General features: G+C 70.8%; 13 protein-coding genes and 1 riboswitch. Of the genes, 5 read left to right on the top strand and 8 right to left on the bottom strand.

Going from position 1 to position 20,418, the window contains the following annotated elements; genetic code table 11:
• Nucleotides 1-10: 10 nt before the first annotated feature.
• The 7 genes from NCC78_RS01840 to NCC78_RS01870 are packed head-to-tail and all read right to left on the bottom strand — an operon-like array spanning nt 11 to nt 8,038.
• Nucleotides 11-1,150 (bottom strand): peptidogalycan biosysnthesis protein, encoded by a 1,140-nt coding sequence (locus NCC78_RS01840; RefSeq protein ID WP_250791297.1) that lies wholly within the window; start codon nt 1,148-1,150, stop codon nt 11-13.
• Between the two features lie 14 nt (nt 1,151-1,164).
• The gene (locus NCC78_RS01845; protein ID WP_250791298.1) at nt 1,165-2,562 is read right to left on the bottom strand and encodes an FAD-binding oxidoreductase; all 1,398 of its coding nucleotides are present in this window, start codon (nt 2,560-2,562) and stop codon (nt 1,165-1,167) included.
• Nucleotides 2,559-3,644: a TauD/TfdA family dioxygenase gene (locus NCC78_RS01850; RefSeq protein ID WP_372495027.1), complete on the bottom strand. Its 1,086-nt coding sequence runs from the start codon at nt 3,642-3,644 to the stop codon at nt 2,559-2,561. The genes NCC78_RS01845 and NCC78_RS01850 overlap by 4 nt, the downstream gene beginning before the upstream one ends.
• The gene (locus NCC78_RS01855) at nt 3,641-4,708 is read right to left on the bottom strand and encodes an NAD(P)/FAD-dependent oxidoreductase (protein WP_250791300.1); all 1,068 of its coding nucleotides are present in this window, start codon (nt 4,706-4,708) and stop codon (nt 3,641-3,643) included. Before NCC78_RS01855 ends, NCC78_RS01850 begins: the two co-directional genes overlap by 4 nt.
• Nucleotides 4,705-5,103: a cupin domain-containing protein gene (locus NCC78_RS01860; protein ID WP_250791301.1), complete on the bottom strand. Its 399-nt coding sequence runs from the start codon at nt 5,101-5,103 to the stop codon at nt 4,705-4,707. The genes NCC78_RS01855 and NCC78_RS01860 overlap by 4 nt, the downstream gene beginning before the upstream one ends.
• Nucleotides 5,104-5,129: 26 nt before the next feature.
• Nucleotides 5,130-6,416 (bottom strand): lysine N(6)-hydroxylase/L-ornithine N(5)-oxygenase family protein, encoded by a 1,287-nt coding sequence (locus NCC78_RS01865; protein WP_250791302.1) that lies wholly within the window; start codon nt 6,414-6,416, stop codon nt 5,130-5,132.
• On the bottom strand, nt 6,413-8,038 hold the full coding sequence (locus NCC78_RS01870; protein WP_308220851.1) for a class I tRNA ligase family protein: 1,626 nt from the start codon (nt 8,036-8,038) through the stop codon (nt 6,413-6,415). The genes NCC78_RS01865 and NCC78_RS01870 overlap by 4 nt, the downstream gene beginning before the upstream one ends.
• Before the next feature lie 356 nt (nt 8,039-8,394).
• Here NCC78_RS01870 and NCC78_RS01875 point away from each other — a divergent pair, with 356 nt between their 5' ends.
• The 3 genes from NCC78_RS01875 to glyA all read left to right on the top strand — a co-directional run bounded on the left by NCC78_RS01875 (nt 8,395) and on the right by glyA (nt 18,854).
• Nucleotides 8,395-8,943: a GNAT family N-acetyltransferase gene (locus NCC78_RS01875; RefSeq protein ID WP_250791304.1), complete on the top strand. Its 549-nt coding sequence runs from the start codon at nt 8,395-8,397 to the stop codon at nt 8,941-8,943.
• A gap of 127 nt (nt 8,944-9,070) precedes the next feature.
• A complete protein-coding gene (locus NCC78_RS01880; protein WP_372495028.1) occupies nt 9,071-17,407 on the top strand; it encodes a type I polyketide synthase in 8,337 nt (2,778 codons plus the stop codon).
• 66 nt (nt 17,408-17,473) lie between these two features.
• A riboswitch (ZMP/ZTP riboswitch) is annotated at nt 17,474-17,555 on the top strand.
• Between the two features lie 21 nt (nt 17,556-17,576).
• Nucleotides 17,577-18,854, top strand: a complete 1,278-nt coding sequence (gene glyA / locus NCC78_RS01885; RefSeq protein ID WP_284706201.1) for a serine hydroxymethyltransferase — start codon at nt 17,577-17,579, stop codon at nt 18,852-18,854.
• Between the two features lie 282 nt (nt 18,855-19,136).
• Here glyA and NCC78_RS01890 read toward each other — a convergent pair whose 3' ends face one another.
• A complete protein-coding gene (locus NCC78_RS01890; protein ID WP_250791306.1) occupies nt 19,137-19,415 on the bottom strand; it encodes a hypothetical protein in 279 nt (92 codons plus the stop codon).
• 425 nt (nt 19,416-19,840) lie between these two features.
• On the opposite strand from NCC78_RS01890, the gene NCC78_RS01895 reads away from it, so the two are divergent.
• Both NCC78_RS01895 and NCC78_RS01900 read left to right on the top strand, forming a co-directional pair.
• Nucleotides 19,841-20,026 carry a hypothetical protein gene (locus NCC78_RS01895; protein ID WP_250791307.1) on the top strand — a complete coding sequence of 62 codons (186 nt, stop codon included), beginning with the start codon at nt 19,841-19,843 and terminating at the stop codon, nt 20,024-20,026.
• Entirely contained in the window at nt 20,023-20,406 is a 384-nt protein-coding gene (locus NCC78_RS01900) for a hypothetical protein (protein WP_250791308.1), read from the top strand. The genes NCC78_RS01895 and NCC78_RS01900 overlap by 4 nt, the downstream gene beginning before the upstream one ends.
• Nucleotides 20,407-20,418: the final 12 nt, after the last annotated feature.

Below are 20,418 nucleotides of genomic sequence, written 5' to 3' on the forward strand. Positions count from 1 at the left end.
CAGTCGCTGGTCAGCAGTGATCGCGGTAACTGTCGTAGGGAATGCGGTGGTGGAGCTCCGGGGAGCCCAGCTCCGCCTGCAGTTCGTGCAGCTTCGTCGAGTTGTGTCCGCGTACCTCGGCGTCCGGCCAGTCCGTCACTTGGAGCGGCAGACCCCAGCGCGCCTGCGGCACGGCGCCGCGCAGCAGCTTGGCCTGATATGAGGACGGACCGAGCCAGAGTTCCGTCCGCCCGAGGGCGTAGGCCCGCTCGATCGGGCGGTAGTAGACCAGCTCGAAATACTCGGCGGCGTTGCCCGCCTCGGCGTAGTCGAACCCGGCCGTGCGGACGCAGGACGACCGTCCGTGGTCCATCACCAGCGCGAAGCCCGCTACGCACCCGTCGCGTCCGCACGCCAGGACCGCGCTGACGTCGTCCAGCGCGTCCGCCTGGCGTTCCATCATCACCGTGGCCGCGGCCAGGTCGAGCCCGCCCCCGTACTTCTTCGCGGTCTGCAGGCCGAGCCGGACCACGTCCGTGACGCAATCCCGGTAGCGCCGGGAGAAGACCTGGTATCCGGCCTGCGCGAAGCGCCGTCGGTCGGCGCGGACGGCAGAGCGACGCCGCTTCGGCAGGGCCGCGAGGTAGTCGCCGAAGTCCGTTCCGGGGAGCGAGATCAGGCACTCACTTTTGAGCGCCAGCGGGGTCGGGCCGCCGACGAGCGGTCGCAACAGGACCATGCTTTCGTCGTCGAGGTAGGGCCACCAGGCGACCGCCGTGACGCCCCGCAGCATCTCCTGCGCCGCGGCGACCAGCTCGCGGAAGGCGCTGACCCGCTGATCCCGGGTGAGGTCAGCCCGCACCAGCAGGTTGTTGTTGTAGCCGTGCCGGTTGCCCAGGAGGACCTGCTCGGCGTCCGCCGCGCCGGCCGCCGGAAGCTGCCGGTGGAGCTGGTAGTTGCCGTGCGTCTCCCGGCTGACCCGGTACACGGGCAGGGCTGCGGCCAGGGTGCCTGAAAGGTCGTAGGCGAGCAGATGGGAGCTGCTGATCCCGGGTCGCTCCACCTCCTGGAAGCGGTGCCACGCATGGCTGTCGTAGAGCCGTCCCCCGAGGCGGTCCCAAGCCTCGACGGAAACCTCGCGCACCGACCCGACCTGGCGTACGTCGAACAACTGGCCACCGCCCCTCAGATGATCTTTCCGGGATTGAGGATCCCGAGGGGGTCGAGGGCCAGCTTGACCGCCGCCATCACGTCCACGCCCGCGCCGTGCTCCAGGCGCATCAGCGAGCGCTTGCCCTGGCCGATGCCATGTTCCCCGGAACAGGTGCCGCCCACCTCGATGGCACGGGTAGCGAGCGTCCGGGCGAACGCGGTCGCCCGCTGGCGGGAGAGGTCGTCGTCGGGGTCGACCATCACCAGCATGTGGAAGTTGCCGTCACCGACGTGCCCGCACAGGGGTGCGTCGAGACCGGCTCGTTCGGCCTCGGCGACGGCAAACTCGATGCAGCCAGCCAGCGCGGTCAGCGGGACGCACACGTCCGTCGGCAACCCGGTCCGACCGGGAAACAGGGCGTGCGTCGCCCACCAGAGGTCGTGGCGGCTACGCCACAGCCGCCGTCCGTCGTCGGCGTCCTCGGCCAGCTCCACCCCCGCGGCGCGGTGGTCGGCGAGGATGGCGCCGAGCACCGGCAACTCGGCGGCGACCCGGGGCGCGCTGCCGCTGAGCTCGAAGAAGAGATGCGGGGTATCCGGCAGGTCGAGGCCGGAGTACTGATTGGTCGCCCGGATCGAGGTGGGGTCCAGCAGTTCGACCCGGGACAGGAACAGGCCCGCCCGGCGCGCGGCGATCATCGCCGCGACGGCGTCGCCGACCGAGGCGAAGCGCGCCGAACCGGTCTGCACCCGCTCCGCAATCGGCTGCACGCGCAGGGTCAGCTCCACGAAGACGCCGAGCGTGCCTTCGGAGCCGACGAACAACCGGAGCAGGTCGTAGCCGCTGGCGGACTTCGCCGCTCGGCTACCCACCCGGATCTGTTCGCCGGAGGCCAGGACCACCTCCGCGGCGATCACGTTGTCCCGCATGGTGCCGTACCCGACCGCCCGGGTCCCGCTGGCCCGGGTTCCCGCCATGCCGCCGAGGGTCGCGTTCGCGCCCGGGTCCACCGGGAAGAACAGGCCTTGGGCCCGGAGCGCGTCGTTGAGGTCCTCGCGCCGCACGCCCGGCTGCACCGTGACGGTGAGGTCATCCCGCGAGACGTTCAGGACCGCGTTCATCCGCGACAGGTCCAGGCAGACCCCCCCGAACGGGGCGTTGGTCTGCCCTTCGAGGGACGTCCCGCCGCCGTACGGGAGCAGCGGCACCTGGTGCCGGCTGGCGATCCGGACCGCCTCGCGGACGTCCGCCGCGCTCTCGGCGTACAGCACCGCCTGTGGGGCCTGCGGGCGCAGCCACCCCTGCGCTGCGACGTGACCCACGACCACGTCCGGATCGGTGCAGAAGCGGTCAGCGAAGTGGGCCGTTAGGGCGGGCCCGGCCTCGCCGAGGTCGTTGCGGACGGTGGGGGAAGGCAGAGCGGAAGTCATGCCACGGTCCACCCTGGCTCGTCGGCGAGCGCCACGAGAATCCGTCGTGGCCCTTCGAACGAAGATCTGCCGTGCGCCGTCAGAATGTTGTCGATGAGCAGAAGGTCGCCCTTCTCGAGCCTGACCCCCACCTCGAGGGTGGCGAGGCTCCGCGCGATGGCCACCGCCTGCTCGGGCGGTACCGGCGCGCCGTCGCCGAAGAGGACGTTGTCCAGCGACTCGGGCCGGGTCGCCAGCGCCTCGCGCAGCTCCTTCTCGTCCTGCGTACGCCCGTCGCGCGCGGCCCACTCGATCATGCAGGCGGGCGCGAAGAAGTGCGCCTGATTGTGCCAGACCAACCGGTCGGTCACCGGATGCCGACGAACCGCCGGCATCCGCTCCTGGGTGAGCTGGAGCCAGTCATCGTCCAGCCAGGTCGCGTGCCAGCCGCGTCGTCGGGAGATGTCGTCTACCTGGCGGGAGTCGTCGGTGTCGAAAACTTCCTGCCAGGTCTTCTGGATCCCCGCCTTGCTGACCATCGAGCTGCGGGACGGCAAGGACCGGCGAAGTCGGAGGCCACGGCGTTCGAACTCGTCGCGGCAGTCACGGGGAATCGACTCCAGCGCGGCGGCCATGTCACCGAGCAGGGACAGCCCGCCGCGGGTCGCGGGGGTGAGGCACAGGAACGCCACCCGGTGCGGCCCGTTGCTCGTGTACGCCATCTCCTGGTGCAACGGAATCGACCAGGCCGGCGGCGTCTCGGTCGCCGTCATGATCCGCCCGTGCAGCCGGGTACGGGGCGAGGTGCCACCCACGTAGTCGCGCAGTTGGGGGAAGGCAGCGGCGATGACCGACTCGTACTTCTCGGCCGCCGTGACCCGGGGAAACCCCCGGATCAAAAGGGCGCCGGACCGGTGCAGCGCGTCGGCGATCTCGGCCCGGTGGCGTTGCATCCAGGCCGCGACCGTCCGGGGTTCGGCATGGACGCCGTCGAGGGACCACACGGTAGGCGCTCCCGGACGGGCGGGCGCCGTCCTGCTGGTGACGACAACATCACGAGACATGGTGCTCCAAACTTGACTGCGGACGATCAGACGACTCATGCGTGGACGAGCAACGACTGCGCCGCCCGTTCGGCCAGGGCCGGGGATAGCCGCACACCGGCGCCAGACCCGCCGACGATCGCCACTAGGCCGGGCGACAGTTCCCGCACGGCGGGTTCGTTGCCGGTGCGGTAGAGGTCGTAGCCGGCGACGCCGTCGATGCCGGCCACCGGCAGGTCGGGCCACACCGGTCGGGCCCGGGCGAGCCCCTCCGCCAGGTCCGCGTCGTCGAAAAGCGGCGACGTCCCGGGGTGCTCCGGCGCGTACCGGCTCCGATGGAAGTTGACGTGGCACACCGCGGGGTCCGGCGAGGGGATGATGGAGACGGACGCGCCGGCCCAGACGATGCTCGGCGCGCCGGCGACGGGTCGCGGGAGTCTCACCCGGAGGCTCGAAATACGCTTGATCCGTCCCTCCGCCGGGTCGATCCGCCCGGATGCGCCGACGACCTCCGGAGACGGGAACGCGCCCACGCACAACGCCACCGCCCGGCCACGCGCCAGGACCGTCCCGCCGGACTCGACGACCCAGCGGTCGCCGTGGCGTCGGATCAGGTCGACCGGGGTGTGCTCGCGCACGGCGATGCGGTCGGCGGCACGCACCTGGTCCCGCACGAAAGCTGCCGTGTCGAAGACGAAGCTGTGCTGCCGGCCGTCCAGCACCAGCCATTCCGCGTCGGGGACGATCTCACCGTACGCCTGCGCGGCGAACTCGCGTCGTTCGGCCGCAGCGGGCTCGAGCGGGGGCACCGACAGCATCCGGCTGAACTCGTCGAGGTCCCGCCGGCGGACCAGATAGAGCGTTTCGTGCTCGGTGAGGTAGGCGCGCAGCGTCGACTCGCTTCGGAACAGCAGATCGCTACGCGTCACCAGCCGACGCAGCGCACCGGTACGCGCCGCGGGGATGCCGGCGTTCAGCGAGACGCCGCTGGCGCCGGCGAGCAGCGGGCCACGGTCGACGACCAGCACCGTGGCGCCGGGCACCTGCCGCGCGTAGGTGGCGGCGAGCAGGCAACCGAGCGCTCCGCCACCAACGAGCACAAGGTCGGCGTCGTGCTCGGTCATGACCACGCGAGCGAGAAGGTCACCAACGGTTCGTCGCCAGTGCACCAGACCTGGTGGGTGGCTCGCGACGGGATGACGACCACCTGGCCCGGCGCGAGGTCGCGGCGCTCACCGTTGAGCTCCAACCTTCCCCGGCCGCTGGAGATGAACCACAGCTCGACCGCGTCGTGCTGGTCGAACGGACTGCTCGCCCCTGGCTTCAGTTCGTCCCAGAACGCTTCCAGGCTGGCCGGCGCTCCGGCCAGTACGGCGGTCGGAGGCAGGACGTAACTCCCGCCCCGGGCGTCCGGGCTCTGGTGCTCCATCCGGAAGGACAGGCGTACGCTGCCGTCGGTGTCGGTCAGCCCGGGCGGCAGGGCGGTCTCCCCGATGGCCAGTTGATCGGCGCTGGTCATCTCCGTGTATCCCCCGTTCATCATGATCATGGCGTCAGGTCCTGCGCGATGTCGCCTCGGGCGGTGGCGAAGTGTTCGCGCTCGAGAATGGAGTTGAGGATCACGGCGCTGCGCCAGGGCACCACCGCGAGGTTCGAGTCGGCCAGGCCGTGCGTCGTCCTGGCAGCGTTCTGCACGAAGATCCGGCCGGGTTTCACTGTGTCCAGCCGCAGGGAGTAGTCCTCCGCGATCGGCGGTGCGGCGCTGCGCTGGTCCTGGTCGAGCAGGCCCTGGAGAAAGCCGGGTACGCAGTGCCGGTAGCCGGTGGCAAGGACGACCACATCCGAGTCGATTTCCCGGCGGGTGCGGTTGAGGCGGCTGGACACCGTCGCGCGGTATCCGTCGCCGCGCGGTGCGATGTCGACGAGCCGCGTCGAGGTGAGCAGCTCGTACGGGATCGGCCGGTCGGTCAGATAGTCCTGGAAGTAGAGCCGCTCGTAGATCTGCTGGAGCAGTTCCTCCGAGATGCCATCGCTGGCGAGCAGGTCGGAGCGCAACAGGTCCTCGCGCACGGCCTCGTCCAGCCGAGAGAAGAATTCGGTGTGCCGCGGGTTGAACAACTCGTTGGTGAACGCCGAGTCGTCCAGGGGCTTGAAGCCGCTGCGCGATGTCAACCAGGTCAGCTGGCTCGGCCAGCCGACCTCGCCGCAGAGGATGTCAGAGACGATCTCCGCCGAGCTCTGGCCACCGCCGACGACGACCACCGAGCGGCCCTCGAGATCCCGCACGAGTTCGCTGTACCGCGATGAGTGCAGGAGGGTTTCCGACAGGTGCGGCAACGCGCAGGCGGGGACGTGCGGGGAGGCGCCCACCCCGCAGACCACGTGGTTGGACCGGTGGCGCTGCCCGTTCGCTGAGGTTACGACGAAGGATTGTCCGTCGTGGCTGACGTCGGTGACCTTCGCGCCGAACCGGACGGACGGCAGACTGCGGGCGACCCAGGCGTAGTACTGGATGAATTCGTGCCGGCTGACCGCCGAGCGGTGCGCGATGAACGAGCGGTACAGGCGGCCGTGCAGGGCGAGGAAGTTCAGGAAGCTGAACCGGTTGGTGGGGTCGACCACGCTCACCAGGTCCTTGAGCGGCGAGACCTGAAGCTTCGCACCGGCCGGCAGCAGGCCCCGGTGCCAGCCCGGCGTCGGCTGCGATTCCAGGACTAACAGGCGCAGCTCCGGCAACGTGTTCGCCAGTGCCGCCAGGCTCAGGTTCGCGGGGCCGGCTCCGATCGCGACCACGTCGTAACAGTCGCCGCCGGCGATGAGCGGCCTGGTCACCGCGGGCCGACGAATTCATCCGGGCGGGCGAGTGCGGCGACCTTCACCGGGTCCAGGGAGAGCGCCGGCAGACGTGGTGACCCCGTCGGAACCTTGGCGGGAAGCCCCTCGAGCTGGACGAAGCTGGGCTCCGCCTCGTGACCGAGCCACGCCCAAAGGACGCGTGCCCACCTCGGCATGATGGGGTAGGTGAGCAGCGACGTCACTTTGCACCACCAGTACGGCTCCCGATCGGCGAGCCCGTCCCCACCGGTGGTGCACCACTCGTGCACGAGCTTGGCGGCGACGGCCAGGTCGAAACTCCCAGGGGCCAGCGAGTCGTTGAAGGGGACGACGAGCCGTCGTACCGCCGCGGCTCCGGCCGCGCTCAGCGGCAGGAGTCCGGACGACGTCGCCAACCGTGCCGCCGCCTCCCGGGTCCGCTTCTCCACCACCGACTCCAGCGTCTCCCGCACGTAGCGCAACAGGTCACTGAGGCGCAGGTCGCTGTCCGAGGAACTGGGACTGATCGTGGCAAGGTACATGCGCAGGGCGTCGACCGAGAGACCTGACCGGACGTAGTCGTGCGCCCAGATCGCGTGCCGTCGACTGGTGCTGAACTTCTCGCCGTCCAGCAGCATGTACCGGGTGATGATGTGGTGGTCGAAGGGCTCCCAGTCGCTTTCCTTGTCCATCAGGGCGATGTGGAACATCCACGGCAGGACCGCGTCGTAGCCGCCCGTGGTGATCTTGACGACTGGGCTGTGCTGGGAGAAGGGATCCGGCAGCCCGCTGATCCTGCGGAATTCCTCGGCGACGGCGTTCATGGAGACGTGCGCGCCGATCGCGTAGCTGTTGTGCACGACGGCGTCACCGAGGTCGCCGACCTGCCAGGGGACTCCCCAGCCGAGGGGGTGCGTCAGCGGCAGGCGGGTGCCGTTCCAGCGGACATAGTCCAGGTACAGGTGGTGATACGCGGCCGGGAAGCGGGTAGCGATGTTGTCCATGGTGAAGACGTCCCCGGCGTCCAGCGTCGCCGCACCCGTCTTCGCCCAGGTCAGTTCCCCGTCCTCAGCGAGGCGGGGACGGGGATTCACCAGTTGCGTGACGTCGAACCAGAGGCCGCACTCCTCGCAGCAGGCTCCGGCGGCGTCGGCCGCGCAGCGGGGACAGTTGCCCAGGACGAAACCACCGACAAGGAACTGGCCGGTGGCGGCGCCCCGCGCGTACCGGGCACGCGAGTACTGAATCCGCCCCCGTCGCTCCAGGAACCGCGCGATCCGGTGGCTGCTCTCCGCGTACCGGAGCGCTCGATCCGGTGCGTGGGTGTTGAAGAAGGAATCCTGCGGCATGTCAAGGCCGGTCAATGTCTCCGCGGCAAGATCGTGGTAGAACGCCGCGATCCGTTCCGGCGCCGTTCCCTGCTGTCGGGCCGCGAGCAGGACGTACGACTCGCGGGCGTCGGTGGTCGACACGCGGCGGACGCGGTGGCCAAGCATTTCGAGGTGGCGCGCGACCACATCGGCGTTCAACAACGGGCCGGAGATGTGACCGAGATGCAGCGGCCCGTTCGGAGTGTGGTACGTGGAACTGACCAGATGATCTATCGGCGCAGGCAAGCTTACAATGGACGCTCGGCTCAACTCATCCCCCGTGATAGAAGTCGTCCGTGCGATTGAATTTATAGCAGGAGATCACTTTGCGTGGTCAACGCAAGTCTCGCATGGTGGGAGTCGCACAGCATGTCCAACCACATTGAGCAGGGCATATGTCCGGCACATTTCGGCTTCCTGTCGCTTGGTTCGTGCTGGACGAAGCGGGACCAAGCCCCCGCTGCGACTCGCAAGTCCCGTCCATTGGGACAACGATTGTGCCGGACATTGATCCTGTGTCACGGTCCGGACCGGTGATCCGGAAGAGGCCCTCTTCTCTCCAGCGTGCGTCCGAACATGACGCTTGAGGGGGCTTGGCCGGATTCATTCAACGGGGGTAATGGCACATGGAAATCAAGACCCATCGCCTCGAACTGGTTCCGTGGAACGCGGAACTGGCCAGCGACTTCGTGGCACTCGTGCAAAATCCCGATGTCATCAGATTCGGCTACGGGACACCACCGACCGCAGGCGCGGCGCTCGCCCAACTGAGCGAGATGGTCCAGGAGTGGGAAACCAACGGCTTCGGCGCGTACGCGATCCGGGACCGCGAGACCGGCGTCATCGGCGGCTACACCGGCGTGCACGTGCCGCGTACGCTTCCCGACCTCTTTCCTGCGCTGGAGGTCGGCGTTCGGGTGATTCCCAAGTGGTGGAAGCGTGGGGTGGCGTTCGAGGCCATCGCGCCGGTCATCGACCTCGGCTTCGAGGTGCTGAACGCCCAGCGCCTGGTGGGCGTGTTCCTGCCGGCGAACAAGGGGGCCCGCACCATCAACGCGGGAGTGGGCATGACGTTCCGCCAGCATGCCCTGCACCCGCGGACGGCCATGCCGCTCGAGGTGCACGAGGTGACCCGGGACGGCTGGACCGAGGCGAGATCGCAGCTGGGCCTGTGACCGGTGGTCGAGAGCCGGCGGAGCGCACCTTCGGGGCCACGCGGAGGCGGCGGTGCCGATCCTCGACCGACTGACGAGTGACGGTCCAGGTCCGTCCCCTGCCGAGCCACGACGAGAGGACGAGACGGTGACGGGCGAACACCACCCCGTCGAGGGTGCCATCGCGGTTGTGGGCATGGCGTGCAGACTCCCGGGGGCACCGGACGTCGACAGCTTCTGGAGACTCCTCCGTACCGGAGGCAGCGCCATCACCACCGTCCCCGCCTCGCGGTGGGACGCAGACCGTTTCCACTCCACGGACCCCGCCGTCCCGGGCCGCACGGTCAGCCGCTGGGGCGGGTTCATCGACGGTGTCGAGGACTTCGACGCGGCGTTCTTCCGGATGTCTCCCCAGGAGGCGGCGGCGACGGATCCTCAACAGCGGCTCATGCTCGAACTGGCCTGGGAGGCCGTCGAAGCCGCAGGCATCGGGCCGGGCCGACTGCGCGGCGTCCGGGGCGCCGTCTTCGTCGGCGCCATCGCCGCCGGGTACGAGACGCTGCTCCATCAGCGGGATGTGACGGAGATCAGCACCAAGGCGTTCACCGGCCTGCAACGTGGGTTGATCGCCAACCGGGTGTCCCGCGCCCTGGGCCTGACCGGCGCGAGCCTCACCGTCGACGCGGGACAGGCGTCGTCGCTGGTGGCGGTGCACCTCGCCTGCGAAAGCCTGCTGTCCGGCCAGGCCGAGGTGGCGCTGGCCGGCGGGGTGCACCTCAACCTGGTCCCCGAAGCGTACGTGCGGGCCTCCCAGTTCGGCGTGCTCTCCCCCGACGGCCGGTGCCACACCTTCGACGCCCGCGCCAACGGCTTTGTACCCGGCGAGGGCGCCGCCCTGGTGGTGCTGAAGCCACTCTCCGCCGCGCTCGCCGACGAAGACGACATCGTCTGCGTGATCCTCGGTTCGGCAACCAACAACGACGGGGCGACCGAGGCGGTCGGCGTCCCGAGCGTGGCGGGACAGCAGGCGGTCATCATCCGTGCCCTGCGCGCCGCGGGCCTTACTCCCCGCGACGTCCAGTACGTCGAACTTCACGGCACCGGAACGCCACAGGGCGACGCGGTGGAGGGTGCGGCGCTCGACGCGGTCTTCGGCGACGACGACCGCCGTACGGACCCCCTCCGGGTCGGCTCGGTGAAGACCAACATCGGACACCTGGAGGCAGCGGCCGGCCTCGCCGGTCTCCTCAAGGCGGCGCTGAGCATCCGGCACGGAGAGCTGCCCCCGAGCCTCAACTTCCGCTCGTACCAGCCGATGCTGGGTGAGCGACGGTCGTACGCGATCCAGCGGCACCTCGGGCCGTGGCCCCGTCCGCACGACCGACGGGTCGCCGGGGTCAGCTCCTTCGGCGTGGGTGGCACAAACTGTCACCTGCTGCTCGCTGCGGCACCACTGCCTACCCGCTTGGAGAGACCGGCGGGACAGCCCCAGGCCGACGCGTACGGGTGGGTGCTCTCCGCCCGGAACGCGACAGCGTTGCGAGACCAGGCGGGCAGACTGCTCGCCCAACTGCCGGCGGACGCCAACCCCGTCGACATCGCGTTCTCCCTCGCCACCACGCGGGACACGATGGAACACCGCGGCGTCGTCGTCGGCCGGGACCACGCGAGTCTGATGTCCGGCCTGTCCGCCCTGGCGGCGGGCCAACCCGCGGCGAACGCGGTCGTCGGAGCCGGCCCGCCGACCGTCCGGACGGTCTTCGTCTTTCCCGGCCAGGGTTCGCAGTGGCGGGGGATGGCGCAGGGCCTGCTGCGCGCGTCCGACGTATTCCGGGCCGCGATCGACGAGTGCGATCGGGCGTTGCAACCGTTCACCGACTGGCGCCTCACCGAAGTCCTGCGCGGGACCCCCGGTGCCGCCCCGTTGACGCGCGTCGACGTCGTTCAGCCAGCCTTGTTCGCCGTGATGGTGGCACTGGCTGCGCTGTGGCAGTCACACGGCGTACAGCCGGATGCCGTGGTCGGGCACTCACAGGGCGAGATCGCCGCGGCGCACGTCGCCGGGGCCCTCTCGCTGCCGGACGCGGCGCGGACGGTGGCCCTGCGCAGCCGTGCCCTCACGCGACTCGCCAGCACCGGGGGGATGATCTCCGTCGCCCTGCCGCCCGCGGACGTGGCACCCTACCTATCGGGTGGTGGTGACAGCCTCTCCATCGCGGTCGTGAACAGCCCGTCCTCGACCGTCGTCGGAGGCAGTGGGGCGCACCTGGCCCAGTTGCGGCGGATTCTGGACCGCGACGGCGTACGCAGCCGGACGATCGACGTCGACTACGCGTCGCACGGGCCGCAGGTGGACCTGCTGCGCGACGAGATCCTGGCCGCGCTCGCCGGGATCGAGCCTCGGCCGGCCCGCGTCCCGTTCCACTCCGGCCTGGCCGGCGAGCTCGTCGACGGCGGCTCGCTGAATGCCGGGTACTGGTACCGGAACCTCCGCGAGACCGTCCGTTTCCACGATGCCACCCGTGGCCTCCTCGAAGCCGGCCATGACCTGTTCATCGAGGTCAGCCCGCACCCGGTTCTGATGACGGCGGTCACCGAGACGATCGAGGACCTGTCCGGGGGCCAGCCCCTCGTGGCGGAGCACCAGGTGGTGGGAACACTGCGCCGCGACGAGGGTGACCTGGACCGGTTCCTGCGGAGCCTGGCCGAGGCGTTCATCCGGGGTGCCCCCGTGGACTGGACGGCCTCCTTTGCCGGGACCGGCGCGCGCCGGGTGGCCTTGCCGACCTACGCCTTCCAGCGGCGGCGTCACTGGATCGGTGGCGTGGCGCGTACCGCAGCGACAGCTGAGGAGTTCGTCGGGCCGGCAGCCACTACGAGCGGACCGGCGAGCGCGGAGCCCGCCGGCGGTCTGACGGACGAGGCGGCAGCGCTGGACCTGGTCCGCCGCCACCTCGCCGCGCTGCTCGGCCACCAACATCCCGACGAGATCGACTCCCGGGTCGCCTTCCGGGACCTCGGTCTGGACTCCGCGCTCTCGGTCCAACTGCGCAGCCGACTGAGCGGGCAGACCGGCATCCCGCTGCCGGCCAGTGAACTGTTCGACCATCCGACGCCGGCGGCCGTGGCCCGGCACCTGTGGCGGCTGTCCACGAAAGAGCGACAACCAGTCGAGCAGCGCCGGACAGCGGACCCTGACGTCATCGGCGAGCCGATCGCCATCGTCGCCATGGCGTGCCGGTTCCCCGGGGGAGTACGGGGACCCGAGGACCTGTGGGAACTGGTCGTCGACGGACGAGACGGTACGTCCGGCTTCCCGCACGACCGCGGCTGGGACCTCGAGCGGCTACACGACCCGGATCCCCAGGCCACCGGCACGACGTATGCGCGGGGCGGCGGCTTCCTCCGGGACGTCGCACGGTTCGACGCGGCCTTGTTCGGGATAAGCCCGCGCGAAGCGCTGACAATGGATCCGCAGCAGCGAGTCCTGCTGGAGGTCGCCTGGGAGACCTTCGAGCGGGCCGGCATCGATCCCACCTCGCTGGGCGGCAGCCGGACGGCGGTCTTCGTCGGCGCGATGCCTTCCGACTACGGTCCCCGGCTGCACGAGGCGCCGCCGGAGCTGGAAGGCCGCATGCTGACCGGCATCGCCCCCAGTGTCCTGGCGGGGCGACTCGCCTACGTGTTCGGCCTCGAGGGTGCCGCCCTCACCGTCGACACCGCCTGCTCCTCGTCCCTGGTCGCGCTGCACCTCGCCACCCAGGCGCTCCGTCGCGGCGAGTGTGACCTGGCGCTGGCCGGAGGCGTCACGATAATGGCCACGCCTGGCATGTACCTCGACTTCAGCCGGCAACGCGGACTGGCGCCGGACGCCCGCTGCAAGCCGTTCTCCGCCCACGCGGACGGCACCGCATGGGCCGAGGGGGCGGGCCTGCTCCTGGTGGAACGGCTCTCGGACGCGCAGCGTCACGGGCATCCGATCCTGGCCGTCGTGGGCGGCAGTGCGATCAACCAGGACGGTGCCAGCAACGGCCTCACCGCACCCAGTGGACCGGCCCAGGAACGGGTGATCCGCGCGGCCCTGGCGGACGCCAATCTGCGTCCCGACGGCGTGGATCTGGTCGAGGCACACGGCACTGGAACGGTCCTGGGCGACCCGATCGAGGCGCGGGCCGTACTCGAGACATACGGACGTGGCAGAGCGGCGGACCGGCCGCTCTGGCTCGGCTCCCTCAAGTCGAACATCGGGCACGCCCAGGCTGCGGCCGGCGTGGGTGGCGTGATCAAGGCCGTGCTGGCGCTCCGACACGGCGTCCTCCCCCGGTCCCTGCACAGCGAGACCCCGTCACCGGAGATCGACTGGGACAGCGGGAACACCCGACTCCTGCACCGCAACCAACCCTGGGAGCCGGGGCGCGGAACCCGCCGGGCCGCCGTCTCATCCTTCGGCATCAGCGGAACCAACGCTCACGTCATCATCGAGGAGCCGCCGCCCGCCGGCGAGATCCCGTCGGAGCCCGAGTCCGTAGCGTCGACCCTCGTGGCATGGCCACTGTCCGCCATGGGCGCGGAAGCACTCCGCGCCCAGGCCGGGCGCCTGCTCCACCACCTGACGCAGATTCCTCACGCCCGGACGGCCGACATCGGCCACTCCCTCGCGACCGGTCGGACACTCTTCGACCACCGTGCCGTGGTGCTGGCCGAGACCCGGAGCGGGTTCGCCGAGGCGCTGCGGTCGATGGTGCACGGCCGCCCGGCGGACGACACGTTCCAGGCAGTCGCCCGGCCAGGGCGGCTCGCCTTCCTCTTCACCGGCCAGGGAAGCCAGTGGCCCGGGATGGGGCGCGAGCTGTCTGCCTCGTACCCGGCCTTCGCCACCGCGCTGGATGAGGTCTGCGCCGAGCTGGACCCACACCTGGCGCGCCCGTTGCGCAGCGTGATGTTCGCGACCGGCGACGACCCGCTCGCCGCGCTGCTCGACCGCACCGAATGGACGCAGCCCGCCATCTTCGCACTGGAGGTGGCTCTGTTCCGGCTGGTCCAGCAGTGGGGCCTCAGTCCGGATCTGGTCGCGGGCCACTCGATCGGCGAACTGAGCGCCGCCCACGTCGCCGGGGTGCTCTCCCTGCCCGACGCCTGTGTGCTGGTCGCGGCTCGCGCCCGGTTGATGGGTGAACTGCCGGCCGGCGGCGCAATGGTCGCGCTGGATGCCAGCGAGGCGGAGGCGGAGGAGCTGCTGCACCGCCAAACGAGCGCCTCGGTCGCCGCGGTCAACGGACCCGGCGCCGTCGTCGTGTCCGGTGCCGAGCAGCCCGTGCTGGACATCGCCGGGCGGTGGCGGGCCGGGGGCCGCCGGGCCCGGCGGCTAGCTGTCAGCCATGCCTTCCACTCGCCGCTGATGGAACCCATGCTCACGGAGTACGCGCGGGTGGCGCGATCCCTGACCTACCGCCCGGCGACGATTCCGCTCGTCTCCGGGCTGACCGGGCGGACGGCCGAGCCGGACGAACTGTCGGCCGCGGAGTACTGGGTACGTCAGGTCCGTGAACCCGTCCGCTTCGCCTCCGCCGTACGCAGTTTGCACGAGGAGGGGGTCCGCCGCTGGCTGGAGCTGGGCCCGGACGCCGTGCTCACCGCACTGGCCAGCCGGTGCGTCCCGGGCGACGACCTGGTTCTGGTGCCCGCCCTCCGCCGGGGCCGCCCAGCGGCAGCGGCGCTACTTGGCGCGCTGGCTCAACTGCACGTGCACGGCACCACGGTGCGGTGGGCGGAGGTGCTGGCGGGGCCGGGCGTACGGCGTGTATCCCTGCCCACGTACCCGTTCCAGGGCCGGACCTTCTGGCTCGACGCCGCCCCGCCCCGCCGCCCCGCCGCTCCCGGCTCAGGGCGGAGCCCGCTGGTCGACACCAGCCTGGACCTTCCCGACGGGGACGGCCTGGTGCTCGCCGTGCGGCTGTCGGCGCAGTCCCACCCCTGGCTCGCCGACCACCTCGTGCACGATCTTCCGGTGCTGCCCGCCGCGGCGTACCTCGAATGGGCCGCGCACGCGGCCGCGGCCGTCAACTGTCCGACCGTCGAGTCCGTCACGCTCGATACTCCCCTCGTGCTGACCCCCGGTGAAGCGATCGACGTGCGAGTGACAGTGGGACCGCGGGACGGCGCCGGGCGGCGGTCGTTGGCGGTCCGGTCCCGCCCGTCCGGCGGTGCGGCCACCAGCGGATGGCAACGGCACGCCACGGGATCCCTGCGGGAGGACCTCCCCGCGCCGCCGACCGCTGCGGACCCGCATCGCGCCTCGTCCGTCCCGGCCTCGCCGGGGGCGGCGACGGTCGGCGCGGAGGAACTGTACGAACGACTGGCCGAGCTCGGTGTGCGGTGTGGGCCCGCCTTCACCGTGGTGACCGGTGCCGAGGTGTGCGGCGACACGGCCACCACCCTGATCCGTCAGGCGTCGAGCACAGCAGGGCCCGCGCAAGAGGCGTTCCAGTCACCCCTGGCAGCGGTGGAGGCGGCGCTGCACGTCCTGCGCGCCACCCTGCCCGACTCCGCCGGCCCCCAGCTGCCGACAGAGTTCCGGGGCCTGCGGATCACCCGGCCCGGGGCCGCTGTCGCCGCCGCCCAGACGGTGGTGCGCGGGCGCGCACCGGGGGCGCTGGTCGTCGGGCTGACCCTGTGGGACCCGCACGACCAGGTGGTCGCCTCCGTCGACGCGGTGGTGCTGCGGCCCGAGCCCATCACGGCTCGGACTGCGAGGCCCGGCGGCACTCGGGACATCATGCTCCGGCTCACCTGGCCCCGGATGCCCGCCCCCGAACGACGGATCCCCACCCGGCGGGTCGACGTGCTCGGCACGGACGCCCTCGGGCTGGCCGACCTGCTGCGGGCAGCCGGTGCCGACGTCGGGCAGCTTCAGCTGTCTCTGGACCGTGACCCCCACACCGTCCTGATCAGCCCGGAGGACTCCGGCTGGTCGGCACCGGCCGCTCTGCTGGCGGTCGTCGCCTCCGACGACGTCGACCTGTCGGAGGCGGTCCGAACGGCCACCGAGCGCGCCCTGCTGCTCGTCCGGCGGTTCCTGGCGGACCGACGGCTCGCCGACACCCGGCTCGTGCTGGTCACCCGAGCAGCCGTGGCCGCCGTACCGGGCGAGCACGTGCGGGACCTCGCAGCTGCCGCTGCCTGGGGCCTGATCCGCAGCGCGCAGAGCGAGCACCCTGGACGGATATTCGTCGTCGACGCGGACGACGCGCGATCGGCCGCTGACGGCGTGTTGGCGGCGGTGACCGGAGCCGAGCCGCAGCTCGCGGTACGGGGCGGCGTGCTGCTTCGGCCCCGTCTCGCTCCCTGGGTCGACGCGAGTGTCGGCGTACCGGGAGCCGGCATGGATCCGACGGGCACGGCGCTCATCACCGGCGGCACCGGCGCGCTGGGCCGGCTGGTCGCCCGGCACCTGGTCCAGCGGTACGGCCTACGTCATCTGCTGCTGCTCAGCCGCGGTAGCGGGTCGAACAGCGCAGAACCGCGTGACCTCACGGATCTCGGCACGTCGGTGACCGTGGTGCGGTGCGACGTGGCGGACCGGGCGCAACTGGCGCGGGTGCTGCGCGACATCCCGCCGGAGCGGCCGCTGACCGCCGTGGTGCACGCTGCCGGCACCATCGACGACGGCGCGATCACCCGACTCACACCGCAACGACTCGCGCACGTGCTACGGGCGAAGGTGACCGGCGCCCTGAACCTCTACGAACTGACCAGAGACCTGAAACCGGCACAGTTCGTGCTGTTCTCGTCCGTCATCGCGCTGCTCGGCGGGCCGGGGCAGGCGAACTACGCGGCCGCCAACGCGTTCCTCGACGGCTTCGCATCCTGGGGGCGGGCGCAGGGGTTTCCCGCGCTCTCCCTCAACTGGGGACTGTGGGATCTGCCCGACGGACTCGCGGCGGGACTGACCGAACGCGACCGGGAACGCATGGCGGGCATCGGGCTCGCGCCGATGGACGAGCGGCAGGGCCTGGACTTCCTCGATGCCGCTCTCCGGGCCACCGACGCCTGCCTCACGCCGGTCGCGCTGAACCGCCGAGCGCTGCACGACAAGCAGGGGCGGCTGCCGGTCGTACTCCATGACCTCACCGTGCGGACCTCACCCTTACCGTCTCCAGGCGGCCCCGACCGGGACCGCCCACTGCGGGAACGCCTCCCGGGAATCCCCCCTGCGGAGCGCTACCAGGAAATCCTCACTTGCATCCGGGAACAGGTGGACGCGGTGCTGGGCTGCACGTCATCGGAACCGCTGGATCCCGAACTGCAGCTCTGGGAGTCCGGGTTGGACTCGCTGTCGGCCCTCCAACTCGCTGCCAGACTGACCGACGCCCTCGGACTGGGGATACCCGCTCTGGCGCTGTTCGACGATCCGACGCCGCACGCCCTGGCCGCCCGGGTGCTGGAACAGTTGGCCGAGGTTATCGATGCGGGAGGAGCCGCGTGACGCTCAGGCGTGAGCCTGCCGAAGCGCGGCGGTGATTGTCGAGGCGAGGGCTCGGCTCTAGGCTCGGACCGTCCACGTGACTGGCGCTGTGAGGTGGAGTACCACCGGGGAGCGAGTGACCGCGGTACCGTGCGCCTGGGTGCCGGGTGTGACCAGCGAGGAGTGTCGCGTGCACGTACCGCCCATTACGCATCTCACCGCCGCCGACCCGCAGGTCGCGAACCTGATCGAGGCGGAGGCGCACCGCCAGCACGACAAGCTGCGGATGATCCCGTCCGAGAATTACGTCTCCGCCGCCGTCCTCGAGGCGACCGGCTCGGTGCTGACCAACAAGTATTCCGAGGGCTACGTCGGCCGCCGGTACTACGAGGGCCAGCAGTTCATCGACCCGATCGAGACCTTGGCGATCGATCGGGCCAGGGCGCTGTTCGGGGTCGAGCACGTCAACGTGCAGCCGTACTCGGGGTCACCGGCCAACCTCGCGGTGTACCTGGCCTTCGCGCAGCCCGGTGACCCGGTGATGGGAATGGCGCTGCCGATGGGCGGCCACCTCACCCACGGCTGGTCGGTCTCGGCCACCGGCAGGTGGTTCCGTCCCGTGCGCTACACGGTCGACCGGCGAACCGGCCTCGTCGACTTCGACGAGGTACGCGACCTCGCCCGGGCCGAACGGCCAAAGCTGATCTTCTGCGGGGGCACGGCCGTCCCACGGACCATCAACTTCGCCGCATTCGCCCAGATCGCCCAGGAGGTGGACGCCGTCCTCGTGGCCGACATCGCCCACATCGCCGGCCTGGTCGCCGGGGGCGCCCACCCCTCCCCGGTCGGTCACGCGGACGTCATCACCACCACCACCCACAAGACCCTGCGGGGCCCGCGCGGTGCCATGATCATGACCTCCGCCGGCCGTGCCACCGAGGTCGACAAGGCGGTCTTCCCCGGCCTCCAGGGCGGACCGCACAACCACACCACCGCCGGGATCGCCGTCGCGCTGAACGAAGCCACCCAACCCGCGTTCCGCCGCTACGCCCACCAGGTCGTCACGAACGCGAAGGCGCTCGCCGACGCGCTGACCGAACGCGGTTTCGATTTGGTGACCGGTGGCACCGACAACCATCTGATCCTGATCGACCTCACCACCAAGGGCATAGCGGGCAAGCCCGCGGCGAAGGTCCTCGACCTGGGCGGCATCGAACTGAACTACAACACCGTGCCGTACGACCCGCGCAAGCCGTTCGACCCCTCCGGCCTACGCCTCGGCACACCCGCCCTGACCACGCGCGGACTCACCGAGGAGCACATGCCGCAGGTCGCCGAGTGGATCGATCGGCTGGTCGTCGCAGCGGTCAAGGACGACCAGGAAGCGGTGGCGGCCGTCGCGGGCGAGGTGCGGGACCTGCTGTCGGCGTACCCGATCCCCGGCTACTCGGCGTCTGGCGCAGGCTGACCTCAGATCCCCACCCATGCCGTACAGGACGTTCAGCGGATGGCGAACAGGCGCCGGGGCGCTCCACCCGGGCCACCCGGCTGGATTCCCAGTCGCCTGCTTGGCAGATGGTGCCCAACCGGTTGCGGACGACGTCGCAAGCTGTCCCAGTACGGGGCGTCACACCTTGTGCGGTTGCGCGCAACGAAAAGGCCCGCAGGAGCTTCCTGCGGGCCCTCTGCCTGCCCTACCGCGATCTGGTCACTTGCCGGCCGCAGCCCGGTGGAGGCCCCGCCGGGGGCGTCACGTCGAACAGAAAACCCCTCCGCCGCGCACCCAGCGCCTTCCCGCTGCGTCGCGGAACTCCAAGCTCACGTCGATCCCGCCGCGCAGCACCTCCGATGACACCTTCGACGCCAGGGCCTGGGGCACCTCGATCAACAACTCATCCTGATGAGGAGGCACAACCCGGATCGACTCGGCCACGAACGAGTCGACCATGGGGTCCAGGCGCATGAGCGAGAAGACGACCCGCACGTCGTAGATGGGCAGGTTGCAGGCGTTGAGGATGTGAGCCCCCACACGAATAGGTTCCTCGTCATGCCACGCACGCCGAACGATTCGTAGATCGTCTGCACACCCTGCCCATACCACACCGAGACGAGCTGGGCCTGGCTGCGCCGCTCGTCCGCCGCGCGTTCCCGCCGCTCATCTTCGGCGCGCTGGTCGCGGGCGGACTCGATCTTGTAGACCGGGAAGCCCACGAGCGACGCGACGAGGGCGAAACCGAGGGTCGCGACGTTCGCCATGGCGCCGACCCAAGTCGCAACGTCGCCAAATTCGGCTGCGGAAAGCCAGATGGCGAGCCCGGCGTAGGTCGGCACGTGCTGAGGGTTCGGAGACTGCGCCACACCTGCCCCGGCAGCACCAGCAGCCCCAGCACGCCGCGGCCCAGGCGGCCCGCGTTTGCTGGTGACTCCCGCCCCTACCAGGGGTATCCTGCGCACATGGCCAACAGCAGCCCCGACACCGGCGCCCGCGGCGAGGACATCCTCGCCGCCGCCGGCATCGTCGTCGACGACGAGGGCAAGGCCCGCGCCCGGCGGAAGCTCGACGAGGCCCGCGACCGGTGGACCCCCGAGCTGGACGCTGAGCTGCGTGCTCAGATCGGACTGCCCGCGCGCGCCGCGTGAACGACCGCCCGATCCGGGTCATCCTCGACGCCTCCGCGATCCTCGCCTTCACCCGGGCGAGCATCGACGTGGGCGAGGTGATCGCCGAGGTCGCCGACGAGGACTGCCACTTCGGGGTGCCGGTGATGTGCCTTGCCGAGGCGTCCCGGGCCGTCGCCGACAGCGACCGGCTCGACCTGCTCGTCAACCACCCCGCCGCCGCGGTGCTCACCGTCGACCCGTTCAATTGGCGGGCCCTCACCGTTGTCTATGACACGGTGGGTCGCCTCGACGCGGCCGGAGCCCTGCTCGCCGCCGTCGACAACGGGTGCAACGTGTTGACCGGGCAACCCGGCCTGTACGCCGGCCTCGCCGGCGGCGGCCCCATCATCCCCTTCTGACCTGCGCTGCTG

It is taken from the genome of Micromonospora phytophila, assembly GCF_023656545.1.
Taxonomy (GTDB): Bacteria; Actinomycetota; Actinomycetes; order Mycobacteriales; family Micromonosporaceae; genus Micromonospora; species Micromonospora phytophila.

Coding starts and splice junctions, on each gene's coding strand:
- NCC78_RS01860 (WP_250791301.1), bottom strand. CDS start 5,103: ATGACCAGCGCCGATCAACTGGCCATCGGGGAGACCGCCCTGCCGCCC.
- NCC78_RS01855 (WP_250791300.1), bottom strand. CDS start 4,708: ATGACCGAGCACGACGCCGACCTTGTGCTCGTTGGTGGCGGAGCGCTC.
- NCC78_RS01875 (WP_250791304.1), top strand. CDS start 8,395: ATGGAAATCAAGACCCATCGCCTCGAACTGGTTCCGTGGAACGCGGAA.
- NCC78_RS01895 (WP_250791307.1), top strand. CDS start 19,841: ATGGCCAACAGCAGCCCCGACACCGGCGCCCGCGGCGAGGACATCCTC.
- NCC78_RS01850 (WP_372495027.1), bottom strand. CDS start 3,644: ATGAGTCGTCTGATCGTCCGCAGTCAAGTTTGGAGCACCATGTCTCGT.
- NCC78_RS01845 (WP_250791298.1), bottom strand. CDS start 2,562: ATGACTTCCGCTCTGCCTTCCCCCACCGTCCGCAACGACCTCGGCGAG.